The following is a 26,778-nucleotide window of genomic DNA, read 5'->3' as shown; positions in this document are numbered from 1 at the left end:
CTAGTGTGCCGACAAGTTGATTCTTGAAGCAATCTTGCAGGATAAATTTTCTTATTTTAAGGCGGAGGAAATCATCCTGCGTCAATATAGCAGAAACTTAATTTTCGCTGTACTAGGAAATTTATTTGGAATTTCTATTACATAAAATCACATCAAAAAAATCCCCTGCTCTGTATAAAACAATAAGCAAGGGATTTCTTTGATGTCAGTCACATAATAACTACACATCTCATATTTAATTTTTATTCGGTACTGTAAATTATTATGCTTATATCTTGTCAATCGGATATTTGCAATCCGCTTTCGCTACTTGCTCATAACCGAATAACTGCTCCGCAGTTTATCAGGAGGGGCTTGTCCCCCTCCTGATACAAGCAAGTCCCACCCCCTGCTTATTGCTTCTCGCAATTGAAGCAGGGGACTTAGTTGATTCGGTTAAATTCACTCAATCTCAGTGTTTAAAGTATATTGTAGCACTATTTATTGTACTGTAAATATTTTCTATCCTGTTTATAGCCCTTTTATTACTCAGGTTTTACAATTTTACCTGCCACAGCACAAGCTGCTGCTGTTTTTGGAGATGCCAGATAAATTTCTACTTTTGATGTTCCCATACGGCCAAGGAAGTTTCTGTTATTTGTGGCTACTACGCGTTCTCCGTCTGTAAGAATTCCGCCTGTACGACCACAACATAATCCGCATCCAGGATGTGTGATAATAGCTCCTGCCTCTGCAAGTACATCCATAATTCCCATATCTATCGCCTGACGGTATATTTTGCGGCTTGCAGGCGTTACGATCAGTTTTACATATTTTGCTACCTTCTTGCCTTTTAAGACCTCTGCAGCGGCTTTAAGGTCCTCCAGACGACCGTTTGTACAGGAACCAATGAATACCTGATCAATTTCCGTTCCTTCAAGGTCACTTACATCTCTGATCTTGTCTACCTGAGAAGGACATGCCATAACAGGCACAAAGTCTTCTGCGCGATATGTAATCGTCTTTATATATGTTGCATCTGTGTCTCCTGAAAGGCTTTTCTGGAAATCATTTAACTCTATCCCGCAATATTCTGCTGTCTTTTCATCTGGTGTAAATAATGCACATTTAGCACCTGCTTCAATTGCCATGTTAGCCATTGTCATACGGCTTGCAACTGTCATATTTTTCACTGTACTGCCAGTAAACTCAAGCGCTCTGTAAGTTGCGCCATCAGCTCCCAGATCACCGATCAGACGCAGAATAATGTCTTTTGACATAACATTCTCCGGAAGTTCTCCGTCAATTACTACTTTGATGGTTTCCGGAACCTTGATCCACATCGTTCCTGTTCCCAGGATACTTGCCATTTCTGTATATCCGATACCTGAAGAAAATGCACCAACACAACCATAAGTAGTTGTATGGCTGTCTGTACCAAATACAATATTTCCTGGTTTTACATAGCCTGCTTCTGTCATTAACTGATGACAGATTCCGTCACTTCTGTGAACATTTTTCATGCCATATTTTTTTGCAAAAGCATCTCCTGCATGGAAATGCCTTGTATCATCTAACTGACTTGCAGGAACCAGATGATCATAGATAAGGACAACTTTATCTGGATCCCAGAGCTTCGTAAAGCCCATTTCCTCGAACTTTTCTGCTACGAATGGTATAAATATGTCATGAATCATAACTCTGTCTACATTGACCGTTACGATGTCTCCTGGCTTTACTGTTTTTCCAACATTATTTCTTATGATTTTCTCAATAACTGTCTCGCCCATTTACTTCTCCTTTCTCATTAATCCAGTCCGTTTAATTTACGCATGGCTTTTACAAGTCCGCCTGCCTGGATAATACTCATCAGATTTTCTGGAAGAGAAGCAATTGGATACTGTTTTCCGTTATAATCTACGTGTTCATTCATTACTACAGTTACTTCATCGCCTTCTTTGATATCATCATGAATATCTGGCTGCTCAATTAATAAAAGACCATTGTTAATGGAATTTCTGAAGAAAATTCGTGCAAAAGACTTCGCAATTACGCACTGAATTCCCAGTGCTTTGATAATTTCCGGTGCCTGTTCCCTGGAAGATCCGCATCCAAAATTCTTTCCGGCAACAATAATGTCACCTTTCTGAATCTGATCTGCCAGTTCCGGACGCAGAGGACTGAATCCATACTGTTTCATATCGTCAATTGTTTTCAGTGCCAGATACTCTGTAGGAATAATGATATCTGTATCAATATCATCATCCAATACCCATACCTTTCCTGTAAATTTTTCCATAATCTTACCTCTTTATTTCTATCTGCATATTTATGATATCAGGGGCAAAAGACCTTTGTCCCTAAAATCATATTTATTATAAGTTTCACGTGAAACATTTTATACTTCACTTGCTAACGCAATCTTTCCGGCAATAGCAGACGCTGTAACAGTTGCAGCTGAACCCAGATATACTTTTGAACTTGGATGTCCTGCACGTCCTTTGAAATTACGTGTTCCTGTACTGATCAGAACTTCATTTTCGCCAATAACACCCTGGCAGCTTCCCCAGCATACACTGCAGTTCGGATTCATAACAATGGCTCCAGCGTCCATAAACACATCCATAAGGCCTTCTTTTAATGCCTGACGGTAAATAGTCTGGCTTGCAGGCACAACGAGGAATCTGACGCCCTCAGCCACCTTCTTGCCTTTGATGATTTCTGCCCCGACACGAAGATCTTCAATACGTCCATTGTTACAGGAGCCAAGGAAAGCTTCATTAATTTCAATTCCACATGTTTCTTCTGCCGGAACTACATTATCTACAAAGTCCGGTTTGGCAACTACAGGACGAACTTTTGATAAATCAAATGTATATTCTCTTGCGTAAACAGCATCCGGATCACTGTGATAGATAGCTTTTGGCTCACGTCCATGTTCTTTCAGATACTCAATTGCTTTCTCATCTGCTTCGAAAATACCAGTCTTAGCTCCGGCTTCTACTGCCATGTTGCAAAGTGCCATACGATCACTGATGCTGAGTGTTTTTGCGCCTTCCCCTGTAAACTCCATAGCCTGATAATTACATCCATTTGCTCCGATTTCACCGATAATAGTGAGGATTAAATCTCTCGCATAAACTCCTTCCGGAAGTTTTCCGATAAGATTGAATTTTACACTTTCAGGTACCAGAACCCATGATGTTCCTGTAACCATACCATACAGGAAATCTGTGCAGCCTACACCTGTTCCGAATGCTCCCAGCGCTCCATAAGAGCAGGTATGGCTGTCTGCACCAAAGATCAATTCACCTGGACGAACATAGTTCTCGATCATAACCTGATGGCAAACTCCCTTTCCTTCCCAGAAATCAATATTATTTTCTTTCGCAAAATCTCTCATTTTCTTCTGAGAAGCAGCCGTTTTCGGACTGTCTGAAGGTACATTATGGTCCACGATAAACACAAGTTTGCCTGGATCTGCAATATGCGGATTCTTTAATTTATTGCGGTACATATCAACGGTAAGATGTGTTGTTCCATCATTACTCATTAGACGGTCAAGTTTAACTGTATGGATATCTCCCGGTTTTACGCTGTCAACACCGGCTGCCGCAGCAATAATCTTTTCTGCAATTGTCATTCCCATCTTATTTTTCCTCCTTATTCAGAGATGCGATCAGACCGCCCTGATTTAAGATATTCTGCATATACTCCGGAAGTTTTGTGCAAGAATAAGTTTTTCCATTTGCTTCAACCGTTCCCTCTGACATATGAAGAATCATCTGATCACCTGTTTTCACTTCGTCCGGAAGATCTTTACAAACAATTACCGGCAAACCAATATTGATTGAATTTCTGTAAAAAATTCGTGCAAAAGATTTCGCTACAACTGCCTGTACTCCCAATGCTTTTAATACACCAGGCGCCTGCTCTCTGGATGAACCACATCCAAAGTTCTCTCCACCTACTACAAAATCACCAGATTTTACTTTCTTTGAGAAATCCGGATCCAATGATTCAAAAGCATGTCCTTTCATCTCATCCAGATTCGGAAGTAGCAGATACTGTGATGCTATGATCTGGTCTGTATCCAGATCATTATGAAATTTGAAAATTGTCCCTGTTTCCATAAAAATCATTTTCCTTTCTGTATCATTTATCTTTATGATTTGTCTTTATCATTTATCTTGCTTTAGCGATTTATTCAGATAAACTCTTTTCCTATTTTAGCACAAAAGACTAATGATTGAAAATGTCTTTTACAAAAAATGGCCTTTGCATTTTTCTCTGCTCATGCCTCTCAACACATCATATCCGGCTTCTTCCAGCCCTTTTTCATCCATAATGCATTGTCCCGGCAATGTGAATTTTTCCAGATATTGTGCAAGACTGGTACAGTCATCTGATACGCTCAGTTCCTCCTGGTGTACTTCTCTTTCCAGACGCTTTTCTATAAATTCACGACTGACCCATCCAGATGGCAGTGTAATTCTATCTTGGGTAATGCGATCAGTTGTTCCTGAGTCATGATGTTTCTCCATTTCGTATTTCGTATATACTTTAGTAAGTGTTTGGAAAAAGGCTTTATGCCAGGTTCATTGGACCGAATCCCAGTGGCAGCAGCTCTTTCAGGGTATAAATATCATAATGTTCCTTATCCACTGCCAAAACAATCTTAAATGTCTCCGGGTTACAAAATTCCATCATTACCTGTCGGCACACACCGCATGGAGCCGCGTATTCGGTCAAAACACCGCCTTTTCCGCCAACAATGCAAATCACATCAAATTCCTTTATCCCCTCGCTTACAGCCTTAAAGAACGCAGTTCTCTCAGCGCAGTTAGTAGGTGTGTATGCTGCATTTTCAATATTACACCCTGTATAGATTTCTCCATTCTTCGCAAGCAGTGCTGCGCCAACTTTAAAATTGGAATATGGTGCATAAGAAAATTTCAACTGTTCAATTGCTGTCCCGATTAATTTATCAATCATCGTTTTGTCTAAGTTCTGCATAATCTACACCCCCGTTAATTACCGTCTTTATTTTTCATTATCAAATACTTACCTTGCGTAATTATTATGTCAATCGGATATTCGCAATCCGCTTCCGCTACGTGGCTTTACACCGAATAACTGCTTCGCAGTTTATTGCTCTTCGCAACCTCCGCAGGGGACTTACTTGATTCGGTTAAATCAATAACCAGTTGCTTCTTCATTCTTTACAATCTTAATGATTCTGCTCGTTCCCAGTCTGTCTGCACCCAGAGAAAGAAATTTCTCAGCATCATCCAGAGAAGAAATACCACCTGCTGCTTTCATTTTTACATTTGGTCCAACGTGTTTGGAAAACAGTTCGATGTCTTCAAATGTTGCTCCGCCACCGCCAAATCCTGTTGACGTTTTGATATAATCAGCTCCCGCCGCTGTTACGATCTCACACATTTTGATTTTCTCTTCTGTAGTGAGAAAGCAGGTTTCAATGATAACTTTGAGAATTTTTTCTCCGCATGCTGCTTTGAGAGTTCTGATCTCGTTCTCAATCAGATCATATTTCTTATCTTTTAACCATCCGATGTTAATTACCATATCAATTTCCGATGCACCGTTTGCAATGGCATCTTTGGTCTCAAATTCTTTCGTTGCTGTTGTTGTATTTCCATTTGGGAAGCCAATAACTGTGCATACTGCCATTTTTCCGTTCATGTATTCTGCTGCTTCTTTTACATAACATGGAGGAATACATACAGATGCGGTTCCATATTTCATTGCATCATCACAAATCTGCTTAATTTCTTCCCATGTGGATGGTTGAAGAAGTAATGTATGATCTACATGTTTTAAGATTTCTTTAATTTCCATTTTTACTTATCCTCTTTTCTTTCTGTCACTGCCGGTTCCGCTCGTTGCGATTATTCATTCATACTCACCAGCTGCTATTTAGCCTGATCTTCTTTAATCATTCTTCTTATGGCCTCTACAGCTACACGAATAGCCATATCTGTGTCGTGAACTACCGTACTCTCCAGACCAAGCTTCTCTCTCCTGATTTGCTACCGCAGGATATTCAATTGGTGCATATTCTCTGGTAGTTCCTTCCATACGGACTGCACCTGTGGCAATCACTACATCACCACTCTTTACTTCCGGCTGCATTCCTCCGCATGTACCAATTCTCACAAATGTATCTGCACCGCAACGGTACAGTTCTTCCATTGCTATGGATGCGGATGGCCCACCAATTCCTGTTGATGTTACGCTTACCTTTACACCGTCGAGTGTTCCTGTGTATGTAACATATTCCCGGTTATCCGCAATCAGCACCGGATCATCAAAATACTGTGCAATTTTGGCACATCTTTTGGGATCTCCCGGCAGGATCACATAACGTCATACTTCGCCTTTTGCCACCTGAATATGATACTGTCTGCTTGCGTCTTCTGAATAATTTTTCATGGTCTTTCCATCCTTTACTAAAGTTTTTTCGTAACTGTTCAGTAATTTTCTATCCTGTGATGAGATAATTCTTATTGTCTTTTAACCCAAACACGGCTTTATCTCTGTCCTTTATCGTACGGGATACCCTCTGCTTTCGGTGCTCTGGAATTCTTTGACGCAAATACAAGAACAATCAGAGAAATAATATACGGGAACATATTGTATAAGGTACTTGGAAGCTTTAATGCTACCAGTACGTCAAATCCTGTATAAACATTTGAAAGTGCACGGAACAGACCAAACAGAAGTGCTGCAAGTCCGATATTCACCGGTTTCCACTGACCAAAGATCATAACTGCAAGTGCAAGGAATCCAAATCCCGCAACACCATTCTCAAATTTCCATTCACCGACACCGGCTGTAATATAAACCAGTCCGCCAAGTCCGCCCAATGCTCCAGAAATCAAAACACCTGCATATCGCATTTTGTAAACGTTAATTCCTACGGAGTCTGCTGCCTGCGGATGCTCACCACATGCCATAAGACGGAGACCAAACTTGGTCTTATATAATATGATATATGATGCGACAAGAATCAGCAATGCCAAAAGCATAAACCAGCTAAATTCGAACTTCCCAATGTTTACAAGAAATGCTTTTTTTGCTTCTTTGTACGCAACTGTAGAAGAACAAACGCTTAAACTATACAGCCTAACAAAACGAGGCCAGGCTTATCATATGCCAATGGAGATACAGAATAATTTCCTGGCAAAATAAATACACAAAGATCCTGTTCTTTATAGCATAGTTTGAACAGGATCTTTTTATAATGCTTTATTTTCTATCTAAAATTTTATTAAACCGACTAAAGAACGTTGAAGTTGTTATTATCGCTGCCAAAATATCACTGATTGGCTCAGCCAAAAATACCGCAAATACTTTATTCTGGATAAAATGCGGCAGGATAAAAATCAACGGAATCAACAGAATCAATTTTCTTAAGCAGGCAAGTAATAAACTAACTTTTGCCTGGCCCAATGCCATGAAACTCTGCTGACAAGCAACTTGGAATCCAAGAGAAAAAATACCTGCCATGTAAATTCTTAACGCCCATGCCGTATACGTGATTAATTCTGTATTATTCGAAAAAATACCTGCAAACATCTTCGGAAATAGAAGCATAATCAACCAGAAGCATCCCGTAAAAATTGTACAAACTGTAAATTGAGTAAAAAATGCTTTTTTTACTCGATTTCTATTTCCTGCACCATAGTTATAGCTCATGATTGGCTGTCCACCCTGACAAATTCCCTGTAATGGTAATGTTGCAAGCTGGCTAACACTGGTAATAATTGTCATAGCCCCTACTGCGAGATCTCCGCCATATCTTGACAAACTGGAAGTAAAACTGATAGACAAAATACTTTCCGTAGATAACATGACAAATGTAGATATACCAAGAGCAAGGCATGGTAAGATGATTTCTTTTTGCAGTTTAAAGTTTTCTTTTTTAAGATGCAGAATCGTCTTCTTTCCTGACAAGAAACGAAGGATCCATATTGCCCCTACAGCCTGACTCAAAACAGTTGCGAGTGCAGCTCCCTTTACTCCAAGATGAAATACGAAGATAAAAATCGGATCAAGAATGATATTGATTACAGCACCAATCACTGTTGTCATCATGCTGATCTTCGCAAATCCCTGTGTCGTAATAAATGGATTCATTCCCATCACGATCAAAACAAAAATACTTCCAAGAATATAAATCCTTGCATAATCCACGCCATAAGGAAGTGTCTTATCGCTAGCACCAAACATCGTGAGTAACTGTGGCGCAAAAGTAAAGAATATCACCGTCAAAGCTGCGGCCATAAGCATGAGGATTGCAAAACAATTTCCAAGAATCTTTTCAGCTGTCTTATTATCTTTCTTTCCCATAGAAATCGCTGCACGCGGTGCACCTCCGGATCCTGCCAGCATGGCGAAGGCATTGATCAGCATGAGAATTGGCGTAAACAATCCAACACCTGTTAATGCTGCGGCACCGACACCTGGAATATGTCCGATATAAATACGGTCAACAATATTATATAAAAGGTTGATGATTTGAGCCACAACAGCCGGTATTGCAAGCTGGGCCAAAAGACGTGGTATTTTTTCTGTTTCCATAGCTTGTGCGTTTGACTTACTGTTCATGTCTGTGTCCTCCTAAATATTATCTAGTCATCTCAATATAATCAAATTGCTTATGCAGTCTCTCCCCTAAGTGTTCTGGTATTCTTGATAATGTACAAAACAACTGATACAACCATCATTATAGCACACAAACCAATTAACAGATCTGACACCATTGGTGTAATGTGGAACCATATAATATGCACAGCCACAGTTCCATATAATAAAAAGGTTACTATTTTTCCATGCCAATCTGCACCATGCACTTTTCCTGTTTTTCGTATCACAAGGCATCCACTAACCGCCATATAAAGTTCCTTAACTGCCATTATAACGATCAATGGGAGCATATGTGGAAAGCGAGTAAACGAGCAAATCAACATTGCTGCCTGTGTCAGCTTATCGGCAACCGGATCGAGAATCTTTCCTAGATTGCTAATCATATGAAATCTTCTTGCAATATATCCATCAGCGAGATCCGTAAGACCGGATAGCAATAAGATTTCTCCTGCTAACAAAGGATTTTCCTTTACACAATAACTCCATATAATTACTGGAATCAGACAAAACCGAAAAAAAGAAAGCAAATTGGGTACTGTAATAATTCTATTCAAATTTTCTTTCTGACTTCCTTCACTCTGCATGTACGGTCACATCACTTTCCTTTTGTTTCGACATAAACCAATAAAATACTGCACAAAATGCCAATGCAAATACAACACCAAAAACATTCTGAATCACTCTAAGACTAACTGCTCCTTTTAATCCATAACTTTCCGCAGCAATTGCGAGAGCGCCAAAGGTATTAAATACAGCCTGCCAGCCGTATTGCGCTGAAAATCCTACACCAATTCCACCAAGAATTCCTATATAAGCATAGATGGATGATGGAAGCAGAAAATATAATACGGTGAAGCATATAACACCTACAATATTTCCGACAATCCTTTTACGGACTCTGTATTGCATGTCTTCCACAAACGGCAAAATTGCTGACATAGCTGCAATACCTGCCCACATTGCACGTGGCATATTGCAAAGTTCTGCAATGCAAAGGACAATTGGTACACATATAATCTGGCATAACTGCCATTTTGTTCTCGATGAAGTGATATCAAATTCCTGGATTAGATCTTTCAAATTTCTTTTAAAAGTTCTATTTTTATGATTTCGATAAAATACAAAACAGGTAAGAACTGCGCCTAAAATCATTCCGGCCAATCGCATCTGATAGCTTGTTCCTGTAACATCATATCCATATAATAGCAGATAGCCAAGAACCAATGTAGATTGGTTAAACATGAATGGATTATGACATCCAAAAAATATCAACACTGCCAGTGCAGCAATATTTAACAGCATTCCCAGTACCGGTGAAAGCTGATTTGCAAGATGCGGACATACGACCATTATTACAAAGAACATAGCCAAAAGCATCGTAGATTGTCCAGTGTGGATTCCCAAATCCGCATTTCGAAATACCATAAGACATAATAAAACTACCACACCAACAATACTGTTTTCATTTCCAAACAGGATGCTGAAAACAGTAACAAATAAAAAACAAAAAACCATTGTAACAGCTATCTTAATCAGATATACCAGTATATGATACATTTTTTCTTTCGTGGTTTCACTCTTTTTCAACAGGTTTTTCGATCCTGCCTGATTTAACTGTAATTCCTGATAAAATGTCATATAAATCCTCCCATCTTCTACTTTTATATTATATTCTCATTTGTCTGTATCGGAAGTTCTACAACAAATCTACATCCGCCATATTCCCGGTTTTCTGCTTTGATCGTTCCTCCCGCACTATCTACAATCCGCTTTACAAGTGCAAGACCAAGACCGTTTCCTTCTGCCTTATGAGAACCATCTACCTGATAAAACTTGTCGAATATTCTAGTCTTTACATCTTCCTCGATTCCTGGTCCTTCATCCTCCACAATGAACTTCACAGAATTCTTTTCCTGTTTCAGAAACATCGTAATTGTTCCCTTTGCCGGACTAAACTTGATTGCATTATCTAAAAGATTCATCCAGATATGCATAAGAAGTCCTTCATTTCCAGTATATTTGACTTCCTCCAATTCTACCTGGAAGCCAATTTCTTTTTCTGTCCATTTTGATTCCAAAGAAAGAAATGCCTGACGAATCTGTTCATCCAGTCGATATTTCGTTTTTTTCATTGGTATATTCTGATTCTCCAATTTAGACAACAACAAAATATTTCCAACCAACCCAGAAAGCCTCTTCGTGTTAAATAAGATTTTTTCTACATATCCCTCTTGCTCCTGCGATAATTCTTCTCCCTGAAGAAGCATTGTATAACCTTCAATGGCATTGATAGGGGTCTTAAACTCATGAGAAACATTAGATACGAAATCCATCTGCAGCACTTCTGTTGCACGAAGCTCTTTTGTCATCACGTTGAAACTTTGGTAGGATTCACCAACCTCTGCTATACGACTGTTCGTTTCCAAATGCTGTTCAAAATCTCCTTGAGAAACTTCCTTCATTGCTTTACTGAGTCTGGTAATTGGCTCCAGTAACTTTGCATTAATAAAAGAAGTAATGAGCCCTGCGATCAGTGTATTAAAAATCAAAAGCCAGCCAAGCACAGGTATACTCCCCGGTAGCTTAAAGAAATGATTTAAAAATGCAAATAATAAAGCAGATATCACTGTTGAAAATACGAGAGACAGCCAGATTGCACCAGTCAGACAGGACCGAATCTTCAATCTTTTTTCTTTCTTCTGATTCATTATTTTTTCACCACCTTATATCCAATTCCGCGCATGGTTACAATTTCGAAATTTGGGTTATCTTTAAAACGCTCCCTAATTCTTCCTATATGCACCTCTATCGTATGTGGGTCTGCCTCTGTCTCATATCCCCAAACTTCATCCATTAACTGCTGTTTTGTAAATGTTCTTCCCGGCGAAGCTGCCAGCTTATATAAAAGCAGAAATTCTTTTTTCGGTAAAACAAGGCTTTCTTTATCCGTTGTAACGGTCATTGCATCATAATCAAACTCTGTTGAACCAATCACAATTTTATGTTCATTCAGGATCTGTGCACGACGGAGCAATGCGCCTACTCTTAAAACCATTTCATTCACATTTACCGGTTTTACCATATAATCATCACTTCCAGAAAGAAATCCCTGGCGCATGTCATCAAAGTTTCCTTTTGCAGTGATCATAAGTACCGGTATCTGGTATCCTGCTGAACGAAGTTCCGACACCAGCTCATAACCATCCATAACCGGCATCATGATATCGGAAATAATCAGATCAATATATTCCTTATCCAATACTTCTAATGCCTGAGCTCCATCCGGTGCACTTTTAACCTGATAACCATTCTTCTCGAGCACTTTCTGAAATAGCTGGCTTAATTCTTTATCATCTTCTACAATTAATATCTGAAACACGTTTTCCTTCCTCCCTGTTATCTATTAAAACAGATATCTTGCCCATCCAAGCAGATGCTGTACCAAAAACACATTTCTCTGACGTTTTTTTGTTAATTCAATCGGTTTTACATGATACGGATCATGATACGTGCCATCTTCTAATGCCTGTCGGGATACTTTTTCATATTCCATCATTCCTTCTTCCAACTGTTTATTGATTTCTTTGCTACGTATTACAAGCATCAGTTCCGTATCCAGATACGTACTTCTCATATCCATGTTAAAGGAACCAATCACAGATATATCATCATCGATCAGGATACTTTTTCCATGGTAAGAATAACCGCCTTCATATTCCCAGATGTCAATTCCTGTATTTAAAATCTTATTTCTATTTTTTGCATAATCAGCAGACCCGAATGGATTGCCATTATTTGCAACCGAATTTGTCATGATTGAAAAATTTGGAACATTCTCTGCAATCTCCTCCCATGTATTGTACATCATATCATTACAGATAATATATGGTGTATGAATCTTTACACGATTCTTCGCACTTTTCATCAATTCTCCCAGCTGATACCAGACTACTGGTTCCTTGGAAGCTGTGTGAATAGGATTTGATACCAATGCAATCTTTTCTGTCTCAAACGTTTCGTCTGTATAATCCGTATCGAAAATCATTCCCTTGTTTTCATTAAAATATTGCTGATATCCTTCCTGCAGTTCTAATACTGCCTTCTTTACAGATTTTCTATTTGCAAGTTTCTTATCATTATGAAAATAGCCACTATCTTCTTGTTCCCATATCATTTCAAAATAATCTAACAACTGGTTGACTGAATTTTCTTTCCTTGGTTCATCGCAAATAACCAACACATCTCTGTCATAGTTCTTGTGTCCTGGAAAATCGCCCAGGAAATAATTATATGTATTTCTTCCTCCAAGAATATAGTTCTTACCATCTGCAATCAAATATTTATCATGCATTCTTCCCATCATTTTCCATGGTTTCAACGGATTGGCCTTATTGTATAATTTGATTTCAACATTCTCATGGGAAGATAATCCATAAAAATACGGATTACCTTCCATATCAATCCAACTCTCCATTCCATCTACCAGCAAGCGAACATGTACACCTCTGTCTGCCGCATCACGAAGAGCTCCTAAGATCAATTTCCCACTTTCATCGGATTTGAATGCAAACGTAGAAAGAATAATTTCCTCTTTTGCATTCTTAATCAATCGCACTCTTTGTAAAAGAGCTTCCGAATTCTTTTCTATGATCACTGCCCGTTCTGGATTCTCACTGCATTCGTTCCACGACTCATTATGTATTTCTTTTACGGTTTTTTCGGACATTTCTGGCTGTTTTTTATATGCAATGCAGATTCCAAGTAATTCATAACAAGCCATAAACAGAAGAACTGCCAGTATAACAAGAAGAATTTTACATATTTTATGCTTTTTCATTGTATATCACCTGATTCCTTTTTTCTATGCTTATATAATACAATGTCAATCTCAATTCAACCTCAACAAAATTTATTTTTTTCACCTAAACGGAAATTCTGTACAAATCATTCGATATAACAAAACAACCTCTCAAAAACAGTCGACTTTTAAATTAACTGTTTTTTGAGAGATCGTTACATCAGATTCTTATAGCAATCCAGCAAATAATCTCATAAATAATTGTCCTAATCGTAAATATGCACTGCGTCCGGTACAATATTGTTCTGTCACATCACGACATTCACCCATGGTTTTTATCAAATCACTCTTTATATCTAAAACAGACTGACAATCTATCATAAAACATCCATTTTCAAAATGATGGTATAAACTTCGATAATCCAGATTAATTATTCTACAAGTTGCCATACAGTCATCCACCACACTCATTTTTGCATGGCAGAAACCAGGAGTCCATTCATAAACACGCACACCATGTTTAACCAATCCATGATAAAAAGAACGAGTGATATTATAAATAAATTTTTTGTCTGGAATACCCGGTGTAATAATTCTGACATCCACTCCTCGCTTAGCAGCCAAACATAACGCATGTGTCATTTCGTCTGTTATAATCAGATATGGAGTCATGAACCAACAGTATTTTTCAGCTTTATTTATCATACTAATATAAACTTCTTCTCCAACCTGTTCATTATCCATAGGACTGTCTGCATAAGGCTGAATAAACCCCGTTTGCTGCGCCTTGTAATCATAATGAAAAATATATTTACCAAAATCAGGATCATTCGCATCTTTATCACTAACCGCATTCCACATTTCCAAAAATGTCACTGTGAGTGACTGAACAGCATCTCCTTCTAAACGAATACCTGTATCTTTCCATTGTCCATAAGGATGTGTATAATTAAAATATTCATTTGCGAGGTTGTATCCACCGGTAAACCCAACTTTCCCGTCAATAACCGTTATTTTTCTATGATCACGATTGTTCAAGAACAAATTTAAACCTGGTACAAACGGATTGAATACACGGCAATGAATTCCTACGCACTCCATTTTTTTTACAAAATCAGTATTAATAAATCCTATAGAACCAATATGCGTACTTCCACTCCAACTTTTACTCGTTCTTCCAGAATCTTTTGGATCTTATGCCACGCCTCTGCATCTTCTATAGCATGATACTCCATGAAGATAAACTTCTGTGCCTTTGCAAGATCTTCAAGCTGGGTCTCTAATCCCCTTACTGCTTCATCGAAATACATCACATCCGTATTCTGATAGATTGGATACTGCAAATTTCTTTGTATATAACTTGCAATATTTCCTGCCTTCGGAATCGTTTCGTTTATTCTGCTTAAACACTCCTGATTATCGGAAAGCATTGGTAACAATTTGCTATCAATTTCTGCATATCGCTCACGCATTTTATGTGTGCCACCATTCAAACCAATCAATAAATATAGGCCTACACCCATAATTGGGAAAATTAAAATTAATATAACCCAAGGCATTTTCATGGAAGATGTCTTATCTGATGCATACAATCTCAAAACTAAAATTCCACTTAAAATCCTTGTAAATAGATTTATGATTTCTGCATATTCATTTAAGCGTGTTACAATAGTAATAATAAAAACTACTTCTAGAAGAATGCAGATTATGGAAAACACAATCGTTTTACTCCGTTTTTTGTTTTCGCTTTTCCTTCTAAAGTATCTTGTTTCATATATATTCCAACCTTTCTACTCAATCAAATTTCTGCTTAAATTTCGTGGAACATACCAATTTTGTCTTTTATTCTCTGCATTTCATTATCTGCTTCAATGACAACTCTTGCAGAATGAAGTAATTCTTCACTGATCTCTTCATATCCAGGCATTTCTTCAATGCCTTTTTTATAACGAAGCTGATGTTCCAACGTTGCCCAGAAATCCATCCCATTAGTTCGGATTTGGAGTTCTACACGCATAGGTGTTTTACCCTTAGCAAAAAATACAGGAATCTCAACAATCATGTGATAGCTTCGATAGCCATTTGGTTTGGGATTTTTTATATAATCCTTTACTTCAATAACTTTGATATCATCTTGTTGTGTGATCAAATCAGATATCATATAAATATCATCAATAAATGCACAAACTATTCGAACACCTGCTACATCATTTAGATATGTTTGTATATTCTCTGTTGTAAAATCATGTCCCATTTTCTGCAGTTTATTATAAATACTATTGGGTTTCTTAATTCTTGTCTTTATAAATGAAATAGGATTTCGATTGTTCTCAACTGAAAATTCATCATCTAAAACCTCAAGTTTGGTTTGAATTTCCCGGATAGCACAACGATACATCATCATTAAATTATAAAACTTTGTAGCATTCTTTAAAAACTGCATTGATTCCGGATTATCCATCCAGAGTTTTTCTACTTCTTCCTTTGTCATGGTAATTTCCTTCCTACTTCTTATTTATAAATACTATTTATTTTGATAATTGATTTGTTCTCCTTGAATTACAGGATAATGCTTTCCTGCAGAAGAAACATTTCCTTATCATCTTTCACCTGAAACGGATGCTCCTTAAAAGGGCGGAGACGTTCAATCTCAATTTCTATGATTCTTTCTTCTTTTTCTCCTAATTGTCTGTTTGTCTCAGTCATCTTGACTCCTTTCCTCCAGGATTCAGGATATAAAAAATGCCTGCCTGGAACTTTTGTTGTAAGTAAAGTTCCAAACAGACATTGCCGTTTGACCATTAGCTGTAGCTAATAGAATTGAATACTGTTTCAGCTAATTTATGTTTGCAGGTTTCGGAGAGATTGCTTCTTTTCCCGCCTTTTCTCTTATTTACATCCCCAAATAAGGGGTGATAACAGAGCGGAACCCAAATGTTAGCTGGAAATGGATCATTTTGAATGGAATTTCATGTCACGAACGTGATTAGAAAATAAGAAAAGCGTTCGCTGTCAGCTAATCCAGCTAACATTTTCGAACGCTTTGAAGCCCGTCGCCAAGAGGATTTGAACCTCCGACCCCTCGCTTAGGAGGCGAGTGCTCTATCCAGCTGAGCTATGACGACACATGCCGCAAACCCTGATTTTACTGGGTTTCTGGGATTTTCCCCTTCGGCCATATATAAGATTATCAACTCTTTTTCGAGTTGTCAATCTACAGATTTTTTTACTTTGGTCACATTAGAACGTTCCCCAAATTGGGGAATGCTTTGTTGTCACCTTTGGCATTATTCAGAATAGATTCGAACTGAAAGTTGTTTTTCATTTTTCCCTTTGGGGAATGCCTCGGCTTTCTCTTAGGAGGCGAGTGCTCTATCCAGCTGAGCTACGAGGACACTTGACTCACAATCGTAATTTTACTATATTTTTATTCGAATTACAAGAGAATCTTTCATATTCTTTTCGTACACATTTAGAATCTGTTACTGTTCACTCCGTTCTCAGTAACACGCTTCGCGATGCACAGAATTTATGCTATTCGCATAAATTCGCGCGGTATGTCTCGGGATTTTGGCATTCTCATGCCAAAACACCTCGCGGGATAGTGGCGTGTGAACAGTAACTAGAATCTTACCCAAAATTCAAATGTTTTCATCAAATATGTTATGAAGTGGATATTTTCTCATCCACAATTGATTTGTATCAATCGGATATCCGCAATCCACTTCCGCTACGTGGCTCTACACCAAATAACTGCTTCGCAGTTTCGGTTAAACTATCGTTGTTATGTTTCACGTGAAACATAATATTTTATCTGATATTCATACCAGTTTTTCATACTTATATTCCATCACTAACTGGTTAAATATCTCCCACTTATTTAATAATGTAACTGACCCTGAAGCCAGATGATTCCTTTAAATCGGCGGCCGATCTTGAGTTCTCCCAGAAGATCTTCCCGGTTGATACAAACGTCAAACTGCATATCATTACATTCTATAGTAATCTGACAAATTTTCTCTCCTGTAATGATATTTTCAAAAGTCATATAATCAATAATCTCCCCCATGACGCTGTACTGGTCACATTCAATACCATATGGCATGAAATACGAATCTACAATGGAAAGAATATCATCAGTGACAATTCTCTGTGAAATCATAGAATATGTATCCATATCCTCCATTGTGAGGCTTTCCATTGCCTCTTCGTCTCCGTTGCGGGCTGCCGCAATCAAATGGTTTCTGTTTTTTGTCAGTTCCCGTTCAGCTTTTACAGCCTCTTTATCTTTCTCCACCGGAAAAAGAATTTTTCCTTCCCTGGCCAGTCCGGAAAGGGTTAAGGGCTGGCCATCAGGAAGCATACCGCTTTTGTATTTTTCTTTCATATACTCAGCGGCATTCTGAAGATAAAAAATTAAAGTAACTCCTATTCTCAGATCGTCACAGGCACCGGCAAAAGACTCTTTTTCTGTATGTCTCTCTATTATGACATTCTCCTGTGTCGTAATACCTGTTCCGCGAAAGAAAGGAAAATAATAGTCCGGATAAAATACGTTGTTTTCATCATACTGTCCACAGACAGTGATTCCACAATCGCATCCATAATCCTTGGAAAACTCAGCAAATACACCTTCCGGATGATCCTTTACTATTGTTTTATCATCATAATTTTCAACCACATCCGTAATGATCTGCCTGATACTGCTTCTTTTGGTGATCTTGGAAAAACCAACTGCTCTCAGATAACTGTGCATAAGAACACCTCCCTGAAAAAGCTCACTCTCCATTAAGCGTGCTTTTTCTCAATCTTTGTCATGCCGCCCATATATGGCTGCAGAGCTTTCGGAATGCTTACAGATCCGTCTGCATTCAGGTTGTTCTCCAGGAATGCAATAAGCATTCTAGGCGGTGCAACAACTGTATTATTTAATGTATGTGCAAGATATTTGCCGTCTTTACCGTTTACACGAATCTTCAGACGACGTGCCTGTGCATCTCCAAGGTTAGAGCAGCTTCCTACTTCGAAATATTTCTTCTGACGTGGGGACCATGCTTCTACGTCAAGAGATTTTACCTTCAGATCTGCAAGGTCACCGGAACAACACTCAAGTGTACGAACCGGAATGTCAAGAGAGCGGAACAGATCTACTGTATTCTGCCATAATTTATCAAACCACATTGGACTTTCTTCCGGTTTGCAGACAACGATCATTTCCTGTTTTTCGAACTGATGGATACGGTAAACGCCTCTCTCTTCAAGTCCATGAGCACCTTTTTCCTTACGGAAACATGGAGAATAACTTGTAAGAGTTTTTGGAAGTTCCTCTTCCGGAATAATCTGGTCGATGAATTTACCGATCATGGAATGTTCACTTGTACCGATCAGATATAAATCTTCGCCTTCGATCTTGTACATCATAGCATCCATTTCTGCGAAGCTCATAACACCTGTTACAACGTTGCTTCTGATCATGAAAGGAGGTACACAGTAAGTAAATCCTCTGTTAATCATGAAATCACGCGCATAAGAGATTACTGCAGAGTGAAGTCTTGCAATATCCCCCATCAGGTAGTAGAAACCATTTCCTGCAACACGTCTTGCACTGTCAAGATCAATTCCGTCAAAGCTTTCCATAATATCTGTATGATATGGAATCTCATAATCCGGAATAACTGGCTCACCGAATTTCTCAATTTCTACATTTTCACTGTCATCTTTGCCAATCGGTACAGACGGATCAATGATATTCGGGATTACCATCATATTTTTGAGAAGTTCTTCTTCTACTTCTTTTTCTCTTGCAGAAAGTTCTTCAATACGTGTTCCGGAAGCAGCTACCTGTTTCTTGACTTCTTCTGCTTCTTCTTTCTTTCCCTGTCCCATCAGAGCACCAATCTGTTTGGAAATTTTATTTCTCTCAGCGCGAAGAGCCTCTACTTCCTGTTTGATTTCTCTGTTTTCTTTGTCCAGTTCCAGCACTTTATCCACTAATTCCAGTTTATTATCCTGGAATTTATTGCGGATGTTCTGTTTTACAACTTCCGGGTTTTCTCTCACAAATTTAATGTCTAACATCTTGTTCCTCCTGAATAAAATAGTTACTGTTTACATCATTCACAGTAACATAAAATATTTTGTAACTATTCATTGATCTGCTTTTTGGCAAATTACCAGGCAGTTACTATTCTTTTATGTATTCTGGCAGCCGCCTGGCGGATATATTGCTGTCATACAGTTACTATTTTGTTACTGTTTACTTCGTATCCAGTAACACTGTTTTTTATTTTATCTTTAAGTATGCTCTTTCTTTTCTGTTTTTAATCAGTCCTGTTCGAGATTATCCAGGCCGAAATTAACAGCTTTTCGAAGTGCTTCCACTTCTTCCTGGCTAAGCATAACATAAGATTCGCCTTTTACAATTTCTTTCATATACAAAAAGCAATTGTCACGGCTATGCACTGCATTTAAAATAAGGCCCGTATTTTCCTTATCCAGCAAGGCCAATGCAAAACTTAATTTGCCGCCTACATCATCAAATGCATCATATTTCTCTACACCATACTTATTGAACATCTTATCAAGATTCTTTTTAATAAAAAGGAGATCATGATCATGTTCTTCTTTCGCATCATACAGTTTATCTATCTGAGCGAATTTTCTTACAAATACTTTCTCCAGAGACTGTGCATCCGAGCCTTTCATAAACGTCTTATATTTTCGTTCCAGACGACTCAGACGCATATTCATACTGATATTCCTTACCAGCAGGAAGATAGTAAGAATCAGTAGTATAATAATGATGATCCCGGAATCAATTCCAAGACTTTCAAAAATGCCACTCATATTACTGTCACTCCTAACCAATGGATTCAAAGAGATCTATGATTCTCTCCAATTCATCCTTGGAATAATACTCAATTTCAATTTTACCTTTGTCATTTTTCTTTCGGTGGATCTGTACTCTGGTGCCCATGATACTCTTCATTTTTTCTTCCAGACTCTCGTAGATTGCATCTTCCGCAGAGCTGAATTTACTCTTTTTCTCTGTTTTCGGTGGCTCCAGCATACGTTTGACAAGTGCTTCTGTCTCTCGAACGCTTAATTTCTCGTCGAAAACTTTCATCGCAACAGATTCCTGTTTTTCTTTGTCTGATATTGCAAGGATTGCACGTGCATGTCCGGCAGTTATCATCTCATCAATCAACATCTGCTGCACTTTTTCACTGAGTTTAAGAAGTCTCATAGCATTTGTTACAGCAGTTCTGCTTTTGCCTACACGCTCTGCGATTTCATCTTGTTTAAGGTGAAATTCATCAATCAGGCGTTTATATGCCATTGCTTCTTCGACCGGATTTAAATCTTCCCGCTGAATATTCTCAATCAGGGAAATTTCTACTAATTCCTGTTCAGAAAAGTCTTTTACAATTACAGGAACTTCTTTGAGTCCGGCAAGTTTTGCTGCTCTCCAGCGTCTTTCTCCTGCAATTATTTCATAATAGTCCTTTTTATCGGATACAAGCAGTGGTTGGAGAACTCCATACTGTTTAATGGACTCAGATAGTTCTAACAACGCATCTTCATCGAACTGTTTACGAGGCTGATTTACATTAGGCTCTACGCTTGATATTTTTACTATCATTGCTGTTTTTTTATGCTCTGCTGTATTGCTTTTTTCCTTCGTACCAGTTGTTTCTTTTTCAGTTGCTACAGTTTTATTTTCTGTTTTAGCTGTTGTTTTTTTTACAGGTTCTTTGACAGCAGACTTCTTTTCCGGAAACAGTGCATCTAAACCTCTGCCAAGACCGTTCTTTCTGCCTGCCATTAATTATCCTCCCTGTTGATCACTTCTTCAGCTAAAAGTCTGTAGCTCTCTGCTCCCGCTGATTTTGGATCATAAATTGTTATCGGCTGTCCATAACTTGGTGCCTCTGCTAATCTTACATTTCTCGGAATAATCGTTTTGTATATATTCTGATTAAGATTTTCCTTTACGTTCTCCACAACCTGCAGAGACAGATTTGTTCTGGCATCATACATTGTGAATACGACACCTTCCATTTTCAGGCGCTTGTTTAATCTGTCTTTTACCAGATCAATCGTATGGATTAACTGCGAAAGTCCTTCCAATGCATAATACTCACACTGAATAGGCACTAATACTGATGTCGCTGCAGTCAACGCATTAATTGTCAGCATATTTAATGATGGCGGACAATCAAGTATTATGTAGTCGTATTTGCGTCGAAGCTTATCTGTAATTCCTTTTAATATAAACTCTTTATTATCGATGCCTACTAATTCGATTTCTGCACCGGAAAGATTAACATTAGATGGAATCAGGTCTACGTTTTCGACAACATTTTTTATAATCGTATCTTTCGTCTCGGCTTCTCCAAGGAGAAGTTCATACAATGTATTTTCTACAGAATTCTTGTCAACGCCAAGTCCACTGGTTGTATTACCCTGTGGGTCTATATCAATTGTAAGAACCTTCTTTCCCTTTTCTGCCAGACAGGCCGAAAGATTAATTGCAGTTGTTGATTTACCAACTCCGCCTTTCTGATTGGCAACTGCTATAATTCTTCCCAACTTCATTCCTCCTTTATGAGGTTTTATTTGTCATTGTGCGTATTGCAGATTTATTATAACACTTTTATTTTAATCCCGCCACATAATGTTTCACGTGAAACATAAAAAAACAAATAAATTTTTTTTAAAAAATTGTTTAGTTTGTATGGCTCATGATTTTCTTGTAAAATCAATGTCCTCGCAGTATAATATCTTTATATATGTTTAGTGTCTTTTATAGCAATTCCAGAAAATAATGCAATTAGACAGTTCAGCAGAGTGTGAAGGACAAGAAAGATATCTGCAGGTGTGCTGACACAGGACAAAGATATCTGACACAGGACTTCACTCTCTGACGGGCTGAATTAATTGCAGTATTTTACGAAACTGCTATAGTTACTGTCACATGCTATTTTGTCATAAAATATATTCCTTAAAATAAGGTATGCAGTAACGTTTTAAACATTTGCTATGCTTAATAAAGGAGGCTGAAAATGAACAGAAACAAACATAAATTTCTTACATTTGCTGCTCTGATGACTGGTGCAACTGTTACAGTCCATCTGATCAACCGCACTGTTGCTGCTGCCGCACAGCTTAAACAGATGCTTCATATTTCTGATGATAATTACTTTGAATGGCGTTTTGGCAATATTTACTATACAAAAAAAGGAACCGGCTCACCAATTTTATTAATTCATGATGCTTTACCAGGAGCTTCTGGATATGAATGGAGCAAAATTGAAGATGAACTGGCAGTTGACCATACCGTATATACTGTTGATCTTTTAGGTTGTGGACGCTCCGATAAACCCAGCATCACATATACCAATTTTGTATATGTACAGATGATCTGTGACTTTATCCGGAAAATTATCGGAGAAAAAACAGATGTAATTGCCAGTGGATTTTCCAGTTCCTTTGTTGTAATGGCCTGTCATAATGAGAAAGAGCTCTTTAACAAAATCATGCTGGTTAACCCTCCAAGCTTTACTCAGTTAAGGCATATGCCAACAAGAAAAGACCACTTATTAAAACTTGCTCTGGAGGTTCCAATTTTTGGAACATTGATTTACCATATGATTGTTTCACGTGATAATGTAAGTAATTTGTTTATAGAGAAAATGTATTACAATCCGTTTCATGTGGATTCTCAGATGACAGATGCATATTATGAGGCAGCACATAAGGGCGGATGTTATACGAAATATCTGTACTCCAGCCTGGCTTCCAAATACATGAATATTAACATCAATCATGCTGTCAAGGCGTTAGATAACAGTATTTATATCGTTGAGGGAGAAGCAGAACCAAATGCAAAGTCCATCACAGATGAATATTGTTCTTGTAACCCGGCTATAGAAATTTCTACACTGACTGGTACTAAGCATCTTCCTCATGTTGAAAACCCAGAAAACTTTCTCGAGCAGGTTAAAATCTTCTTTTAGTGGCAGGTTAGAACATATTTGAAAAAGGCGTTCTGCAATAAAGCAACCCTATAAAGTTGTTCTCAAACACAAAAAGCTTCGACACGCAGATTTATTTCTATGTATCGAAGCTTTTTTATAGCAATTCCAGAAAATAATGGAATTGCTATGGTCTTTATTTACATTTTCTTACTCTTCTGTATCGCTTTCAGATGTATCTGTTGTATCAGATGCACTTGCGGACTTTGAATCATCATCAGTTACTGCATCACTATTATCGGATGTTTCTGTTTCACTATCAGTTTCAACATCTGCTGATGCTTTTTCATCTGATTCCACTTCATCTGAATCTGTTTTAGTCTCATCCTTCTCAACGCCTGCGACTGACTCGAATGCTGTAAATAACTCTTTTATATTCATTTTGTTTACAAGATATACCTTGTTATCTACTACTGCTGCATAGTAGTTTGTATCATAACTGTAGTAGGAAACTTCCAGTGTGTCTCCGTCTTCTTCTGTAAATGTTACTGTCAGTTCTGCATCTCCATCCGGATCATATTTTTCCGTAAGGCGTTTCTGTGCTGCCATGTTGATCAGTTTATTATAGAATGTTGTAAATGTTGTTTCATTCAGATCAGCGCCGTCAAGTTTATACGTTACTGTTTCTGTATCATTTCCGTCTTCGTCTGTTGATGTTTCACGTGAAGCATTTACCTTATAATCTGTTCCCTGATAATTTACTTTTAAGCTTGCAAGGCTGTTTACAGATACATAACTTACTGTCATATCCCAGAAATCTTCTTCTGTTTTATCCGTAAGTGCAGACAGTGTTTCTTCCGACATAGTGTAGACTTCATTACTGTCATTTACCATGACATATCTGTTACTGTCATCAGCTTCGTTACCAACCAGAATTGTAAGCTGTTTATCTACCATCTCTGTCGTTTCTGTAGAATCCGGTGTTTCAGAATCTGAGGTTTCTGCGTTATCATCCGAAGTTTCTACTTTTTCCTGATAATCTACGGTGATTGTCGAATATGGTTTATCCAGTCCATACTTGCTCTTATCTTCGCATTTATAATCTGCCATGGAATTATAAGCCATGCTTCCAAAAGAAGATACCAGAGAACTTACTGTAGCTGAATCTGCCTTATCCTCTTCTCCATTAGCACTTACTGACCATACGCTGGTATCCGCATCCTTTTTTAATTCATAGGAATTATCTCCGTCTACAGAAATCTTAGTGATTGTATCTGTGCTGGAGATTGCCGGGAAGTCTTCCATCTGCGCGTAATCATATAATGTCTTTGTAAATGGTTCTACGCAGGAAGAATCTACCAGATAAACTGTTTTCTCATCATCATCTTTTCTTACATAATACTGGCTTGTAGATGAATTCTCATCTCCTACATATAATGTAGTTGTTGTATCATCACCGTCTTCATCCTCTGATTTCGTCACAATCTTAATTGTATTTGCCGGAGAATCCAAACCATACTCTGCAAGGTCATCTACATCTTCCAGAACTCTGTCTGACTCTACGGAAGTAACCGATGACGCAGCACTGTCCAAAGTACTCTGATTTACCGGAAAATCTGTATCATCTTTTTTTACCCAGCTATCATCTTTTTTTTCAAATGTTGTTTCTGTATCATCAACCATGAAATCCAGAGATTTAATGTCGTCAGCAGAAGCAGTAAATACAGAGGTGTTTTCTTCGGATTCCGCTTCTGATTCTTTCTGTTCCTGGTGGGATACGTAGGTTTTTACGCCTGCGTATGCCCCACAGCAAACTGCAAGAACTGCAACTGCAAGAATCATTTTTACAGTTTTATTCTTCATTTAAGCTTTTCTCCTCTTCATCCAGACTACTAAACCTACAACCAGGAAGAATCCAGGAATCAGTCCGATTGTACAGATTTTCCAGAATGCAGCATCATAATCTGTAAGTGTCAGATAAGATACAGACAGGCTCTTTGACGGAATAGATACGGTTGCGCTGTCTTCTGTATCAGTCATCCATTTCAGTGATTCAATGATCAGCTTTTCATTTCCGCCTGATACCATCTGATTAACCTGTGATTCCATCAGATTAGAAGTAGAATAATAAACGATCTGAGTTTCTTTGTCATCATCCAGAGTTTCTGTAATGCTCACTCCCAGATCAAATGGCCCTTCTTCATCGCCATCTTCTTTCTCTAATGTATCACTGTTAAGATCTGTCTTTGAGTATGCCTGATCAGAAGTTGTTAAGATACTGTTGATCGTTACAGTGTCTCTCACATCATCCATCTTCTTGATTCCCTGTGCATATGGTGCAAGTACATAATATCCGCCGGAGGCTGTCTCAGAACTTGCATCTGTACTGTTTACAGTTGGAACCAGGTAATATGGCATCTGCATTGCATAATGCTGGCTGTCACCCTCAAATACAATTCCTGCTGCTCTCTGAACACCATAATTTTCAAGAACTGCATCAAAGTTTGGCAGATTTTCTGTTGTATAATCAGAGAAGATCATTGCTTTTCCACCACTTTCAAGATAATCTATAATGGCATTTTTTTCATCTTCTGAGATATCTGTAGATGGAGAATCAATAAACAGACAATCTGCATCATCCGGAACACTGCTTTCTGTAAGAAGATTCAGTGACTGAATATCCATGTTTGCTTTTTCGATGTCTTCTTTGATAGAAGAATCCATCTCTTTTTCTCCATGTCCTTCCAATGTATAAAGAACCGGAAGATCTTCAGAAGTTACATATCCGATAGCACTTGTGATCTGACCTTCACCATCAAAACCAGTTGTCTGATAACTGTATGTCTGATAATCCATTGTACTTTCATAGATATTGTTATAATCAATAACTTTGTTTCGATCTCCGCATACCACAATAAGACTATTTGCAGAAAGATCATCGCTTGTATACTCGGCTACAAATTTAGGATTTACTACCGGGTCTTTCTGTTCTACTTTAATATGTTTGGATTCATCTTCATATTTCTTAAGAAGATTCGTGATATTTTCATCTTCTGAACCGCTCTGTGCAATCTGATAAATCGTTACATCCTTATCCAGATCTTTCAGCATTGCCTTAGTATCGTCGCCGATACTGTAAAGCTTCTCACTGCTGATATCGATCTCTGAGTATTTGGATGGAATCGCACTTACAATCATATTTATCACAACTACAACTGCAATAAATATTACTGACATTACCATTGTATAGGAACCGTTTTTAATATGTTTCTTGCTGACAGTTCCAATCAATTTCTTTTTATCAAACTTCGTATGTTTACTGTTTTTCATTTTTTCTTTCAGCTTCATTTC

Annotated in this window: 22 protein-coding genes, 1 tRNA gene and 4 pseudogenes; 1 reads left to right on the top strand and 26 read right to left on the bottom strand. The window is 38.1% G+C overall.

Annotated features, from left to right (window positions below; translation table 11 throughout):
- Positions 1 to 524: 524 nt before the first annotated feature.
- The 24 genes and pseudogenes from WKT11_RS13765 to WKT11_RS13650 form a co-directional block, all read right to left on the bottom strand.
- Positions 525 to 1,769 carry a 3-isopropylmalate dehydratase large subunit gene (locus WKT11_RS13765; protein WP_117845307.1) on the bottom strand — a complete coding sequence of 415 codons (1,245 nt, stop codon included), beginning with the start codon at positions 1,767 to 1,769 and terminating at the stop codon, positions 525 to 527.
- A gap of 17 nt (positions 1,770 to 1,786) precedes the next feature.
- Positions 1,787 to 2,278, bottom strand: a complete 492-nt coding sequence (locus WKT11_RS13760) for a LeuD/DmdB family oxidoreductase small subunit (RefSeq protein WP_340284982.1) — start codon at positions 2,276 to 2,278, stop codon at positions 1,787 to 1,789.
- A 99-nt stretch (positions 2,279 to 2,377) separates the two neighbouring features.
- Positions 2,378 to 3,628, bottom strand: a complete 1,251-nt coding sequence (locus WKT11_RS13755; protein WP_117676596.1) for a 3-isopropylmalate dehydratase large subunit — start codon at positions 3,626 to 3,628, stop codon at positions 2,378 to 2,380.
- A gap of 1 nt (position 3,629) precedes the next feature.
- Positions 3,630 to 4,112, bottom strand: coding sequence for a LeuD/DmdB family oxidoreductase small subunit (locus WKT11_RS13750; RefSeq protein ID WP_117676595.1), 483 nt, complete (start codon positions 4,110 to 4,112; stop codon positions 3,630 to 3,632).
- Positions 4,113 to 4,241: 129 nt separating this feature from the next.
- Positions 4,242 to 4,523: a hypothetical protein gene (locus WKT11_RS13745; RefSeq protein WP_242986809.1), complete on the bottom strand. Its 282-nt coding sequence runs from the start codon at positions 4,521 to 4,523 to the stop codon at positions 4,242 to 4,244.
- A gap of 43 nt (positions 4,524 to 4,566) precedes the next feature.
- Complete coding sequence (gene cdd / locus WKT11_RS13740; RefSeq protein WP_117676594.1) at positions 4,567 to 4,995, bottom strand: cytidine deaminase; 429 nt, start codon at positions 4,993 to 4,995, stop codon at positions 4,567 to 4,569.
- Between the two features lie 180 nt (positions 4,996 to 5,175).
- Positions 5,176 to 5,841, bottom strand: a complete 666-nt coding sequence (gene deoC, locus WKT11_RS13735) for a deoxyribose-phosphate aldolase (protein ID WP_117676593.1) — start codon at positions 5,839 to 5,841, stop codon at positions 5,176 to 5,178.
- A 74-nt stretch (positions 5,842 to 5,915) separates the two neighbouring features.
- Positions 5,916 to 6,435: pseudogene (locus tag WKT11_RS13730) on the bottom strand (nucleoside phosphorylase).
- 98 nt (positions 6,436 to 6,533) lie between these two features.
- A pseudogene (locus tag WKT11_RS13725) lies at positions 6,534 to 7,073 on the bottom strand (ABC transporter permease); the annotation flags it as partial.
- 178 nt (positions 7,074 to 7,251) lie between these two features.
- A complete protein-coding gene (locus WKT11_RS13720; RefSeq protein ID WP_015541399.1) occupies positions 7,252 to 8,613 on the bottom strand; it encodes an MATE family efflux transporter in 1,362 nt (453 codons plus the stop codon).
- 50 nt (positions 8,614 to 8,663) lie between these two features.
- Complete coding sequence (locus tag WKT11_RS13715; protein WP_072522472.1) at positions 8,664 to 9,236, bottom strand: CDP-alcohol phosphatidyltransferase family protein; 573 nt, start codon at positions 9,234 to 9,236, stop codon at positions 8,664 to 8,666.
- Positions 9,226 to 10,290 carry an FUSC family protein gene (locus WKT11_RS13710; RefSeq protein ID WP_117676590.1) on the bottom strand — a complete coding sequence of 355 codons (1,065 nt, stop codon included), beginning with the start codon at positions 10,288 to 10,290 and terminating at the stop codon, positions 9,226 to 9,228. The genes WKT11_RS13715 and WKT11_RS13710 overlap by 11 nt, the downstream gene beginning before the upstream one ends.
- A 23-nt stretch (positions 10,291 to 10,313) precedes the next feature.
- On the bottom strand, positions 10,314 to 11,360 hold the full coding sequence (locus WKT11_RS13705; RefSeq protein WP_117767974.1) for a HAMP domain-containing sensor histidine kinase: 1,047 nt from the start codon (positions 11,358 to 11,360) through the stop codon (positions 10,314 to 10,316).
- Entirely contained in the window at positions 11,360 to 12,031 is a 672-nt protein-coding gene (locus tag WKT11_RS13700; RefSeq protein ID WP_117602944.1) for a response regulator transcription factor, read from the bottom strand. The genes WKT11_RS13705 and WKT11_RS13700 overlap by 1 nt, the downstream gene beginning before the upstream one ends.
- A 24-nt stretch (positions 12,032 to 12,055) precedes the next feature.
- Positions 12,056 to 13,489, bottom strand: coding sequence for a phospholipase D family protein (locus tag WKT11_RS13695; RefSeq protein ID WP_340284969.1), 1,434 nt, complete (start codon positions 13,487 to 13,489; stop codon positions 12,056 to 12,058).
- Between the two features lie 189 nt (positions 13,490 to 13,678).
- A pseudogene (locus tag WKT11_RS13690) lies at positions 13,679 to 15,224 on the bottom strand (phospholipase D-like domain-containing protein).
- A gap of 36 nt (positions 15,225 to 15,260) precedes the next feature.
- Positions 15,261 to 15,941 carry a GTP pyrophosphokinase gene (locus WKT11_RS13685; RefSeq protein ID WP_055057101.1) on the bottom strand — a complete coding sequence of 227 codons (681 nt, stop codon included), beginning with the start codon at positions 15,939 to 15,941 and terminating at the stop codon, positions 15,261 to 15,263.
- Positions 15,942 to 16,018: 77 nt separating this feature from the next.
- Positions 16,019 to 16,252, bottom strand: a pseudogene (locus WKT11_RS13680) (ParB/RepB/Spo0J family partition protein); the annotation flags it as partial.
- Positions 16,253 to 16,501: 249 nt separating this feature from the next.
- Positions 16,502 to 16,575, bottom strand: a tRNA-Arg gene (locus tag WKT11_RS13675).
- A 755-nt stretch (positions 16,576 to 17,330) separates the two neighbouring features.
- Entirely contained in the window at positions 17,331 to 18,206 is an 876-nt protein-coding gene (locus tag WKT11_RS13670) for a DUF3881 family protein (protein WP_117676619.1), read from the bottom strand.
- Between the two features lie 32 nt (positions 18,207 to 18,238).
- Complete coding sequence (serS, locus tag WKT11_RS13665) at positions 18,239 to 19,528, bottom strand: serine--tRNA ligase (RefSeq protein ID WP_117676586.1); 1,290 nt, start codon at positions 19,526 to 19,528, stop codon at positions 18,239 to 18,241.
- A 246-nt stretch (positions 19,529 to 19,774) separates the two neighbouring features.
- A complete protein-coding gene (locus tag WKT11_RS13660) occupies positions 19,775 to 20,296 on the bottom strand; it encodes a DUF4446 family protein (protein ID WP_117676585.1) in 522 nt (173 codons plus the stop codon).
- A 13-nt stretch (positions 20,297 to 20,309) separates the two neighbouring features.
- A complete protein-coding gene (locus tag WKT11_RS13655) occupies positions 20,310 to 21,275 on the bottom strand; it encodes a ParB/RepB/Spo0J family partition protein (protein ID WP_117676584.1) in 966 nt (321 codons plus the stop codon).
- The gene (locus WKT11_RS13650) at positions 21,275 to 22,042 is read right to left on the bottom strand and encodes a ParA family protein (RefSeq protein ID WP_117676583.1); all 768 of its coding nucleotides are present in this window, start codon (positions 22,040 to 22,042) and stop codon (positions 21,275 to 21,277) included. Before WKT11_RS13650 ends, WKT11_RS13655 begins: the two co-directional genes overlap by 1 nt.
- Positions 22,043 to 22,515: 473 nt before the next feature.
- Between WKT11_RS13650 and WKT11_RS13645 the strand changes: the two genes are divergently transcribed.
- Positions 22,516 to 23,469, top strand: coding sequence for an alpha/beta fold hydrolase (locus tag WKT11_RS13645; RefSeq protein ID WP_117676582.1), 954 nt, complete (start codon positions 22,516 to 22,518; stop codon positions 23,467 to 23,469).
- 168 nt (positions 23,470 to 23,637) lie between these two features.
- On the opposite strand, the gene WKT11_RS13640 is transcribed toward WKT11_RS13645, so the two are convergent.
- Together WKT11_RS13640 and WKT11_RS13635 are read right to left on the bottom strand one after the other, a co-directional pair.
- Positions 23,638 to 25,290 (bottom strand): DUF4340 domain-containing protein, encoded by a 1,653-nt coding sequence (locus WKT11_RS13640; RefSeq protein WP_243009630.1) that lies wholly within the window; start codon positions 25,288 to 25,290, stop codon positions 23,638 to 23,640.
- Positions 25,291 to 26,775 carry a GldG family protein gene (locus WKT11_RS13635; RefSeq protein WP_117845302.1) on the bottom strand — a complete coding sequence of 495 codons (1,485 nt, stop codon included), beginning with the start codon at positions 26,773 to 26,775 and terminating at the stop codon, positions 25,291 to 25,293. It lies immediately after the preceding gene.
- Positions 26,776 to 26,778: the final 3 nt, after the last annotated feature.

It is taken from the genome of Blautia sp. HCN-1074, assembly GCF_037890165.1.
Classification (GTDB): domain Bacteria; phylum Bacillota; class Clostridia; order Lachnospirales; family Lachnospiraceae; genus Blautia_A.
Note: the sequence above shows the minus strand (reverse complement) of the source record. Positions and strands in the feature narration are given on the sequence as shown.

Coding starts and splice junctions, on each gene's coding strand:
- WKT11_RS13765 (WP_117845307.1), bottom strand. CDS start 1,769: ATGGGCGAGACAGTTATTGAGAAAATCATAAGAAATAATGTTGGAAAA.
- WKT11_RS13760 (WP_340284982.1), bottom strand. CDS start 2,278: ATGGAAAAATTTACAGGAAAGGTATGGGTATTGGATGATGATATTGAT.
- WKT11_RS13755 (WP_117676596.1), bottom strand. CDS start 3,628: ATGGGAATGACAATTGCAGAAAAGATTATTGCTGCGGCAGCCGGTGTT.
- WKT11_RS13750 (WP_117676595.1), bottom strand. CDS start 4,112: ATGGAAACAGGGACAATTTTCAAATTTCATAATGATCTGGATACAGAC.
- WKT11_RS13745 (WP_242986809.1), bottom strand. CDS start 4,523: ATGGAGAAACATCATGACTCAGGAACAACTGATCGCATTACCCAAGAT.
- cdd (WP_117676594.1), bottom strand. CDS start 4,995: ATGCAGAACTTAGACAAAACGATGATTGATAAATTAATCGGGACAGCA.
- deoC (WP_117676593.1), bottom strand. CDS start 5,841: ATGGAAATTAAAGAAATCTTAAAACATGTAGATCATACATTACTTCTT.
- WKT11_RS13720 (WP_015541399.1), bottom strand. CDS start 8,613: ATGAACAGTAAGTCAAACGCACAAGCTATGGAAACAGAAAAAATACCA.
- WKT11_RS13715 (WP_072522472.1), bottom strand. CDS start 9,236: ATGCAGAGTGAAGGAAGTCAGAAAGAAAATTTGAATAGAATTATTACA.
- WKT11_RS13710 (WP_117676590.1), bottom strand. CDS start 10,290: ATGACATTTTATCAGGAATTACAGTTAAATCAGGCAGGATCGAAAAAC.
- WKT11_RS13705 (WP_117767974.1), bottom strand. CDS start 11,360: ATGAATCAGAAGAAAGAAAAAAGATTGAAGATTCGGTCCTGTCTGACT.
- WKT11_RS13695 (WP_340284969.1), bottom strand. CDS start 13,489: ATGAAAAAGCATAAAATATGTAAAATTCTTCTTGTTATACTGGCAGTT.
- WKT11_RS13685 (WP_055057101.1), bottom strand. CDS start 15,941: ATGACAAAGGAAGAAGTAGAAAAACTCTGGATGGATAATCCGGAATCA.
- WKT11_RS13670 (WP_117676619.1), bottom strand. CDS start 18,206: ATGCACAGTTATCTGAGAGCAGTTGGTTTTTCCAAGATCACCAAAAGA.
- serS (WP_117676586.1), bottom strand. CDS start 19,528: ATGTTAGACATTAAATTTGTGAGAGAAAACCCGGAAGTTGTAAAACAG.
- WKT11_RS13660 (WP_117676585.1), bottom strand. CDS start 20,296: ATGAGTGGCATTTTTGAAAGTCTTGGAATTGATTCCGGGATCATCATT.
- WKT11_RS13655 (WP_117676584.1), bottom strand. CDS start 21,275: ATGGCAGGCAGAAAGAACGGTCTTGGCAGAGGTTTAGATGCACTGTTT.
- WKT11_RS13645 (WP_117676582.1), top strand. CDS start 22,516: ATGAACAGAAACAAACATAAATTTCTTACATTTGCTGCTCTGATGACT.
- WKT11_RS13640 (WP_243009630.1), bottom strand. CDS start 25,290: ATGAAGAATAAAACTGTAAAAATGATTCTTGCAGTTGCAGTTCTTGCA.
- WKT11_RS13635 (WP_117845302.1), bottom strand. CDS start 26,775: ATGAAGCTGAAAGAAAAAATGAAAAACAGTAAACATACGAAGTTTGAT.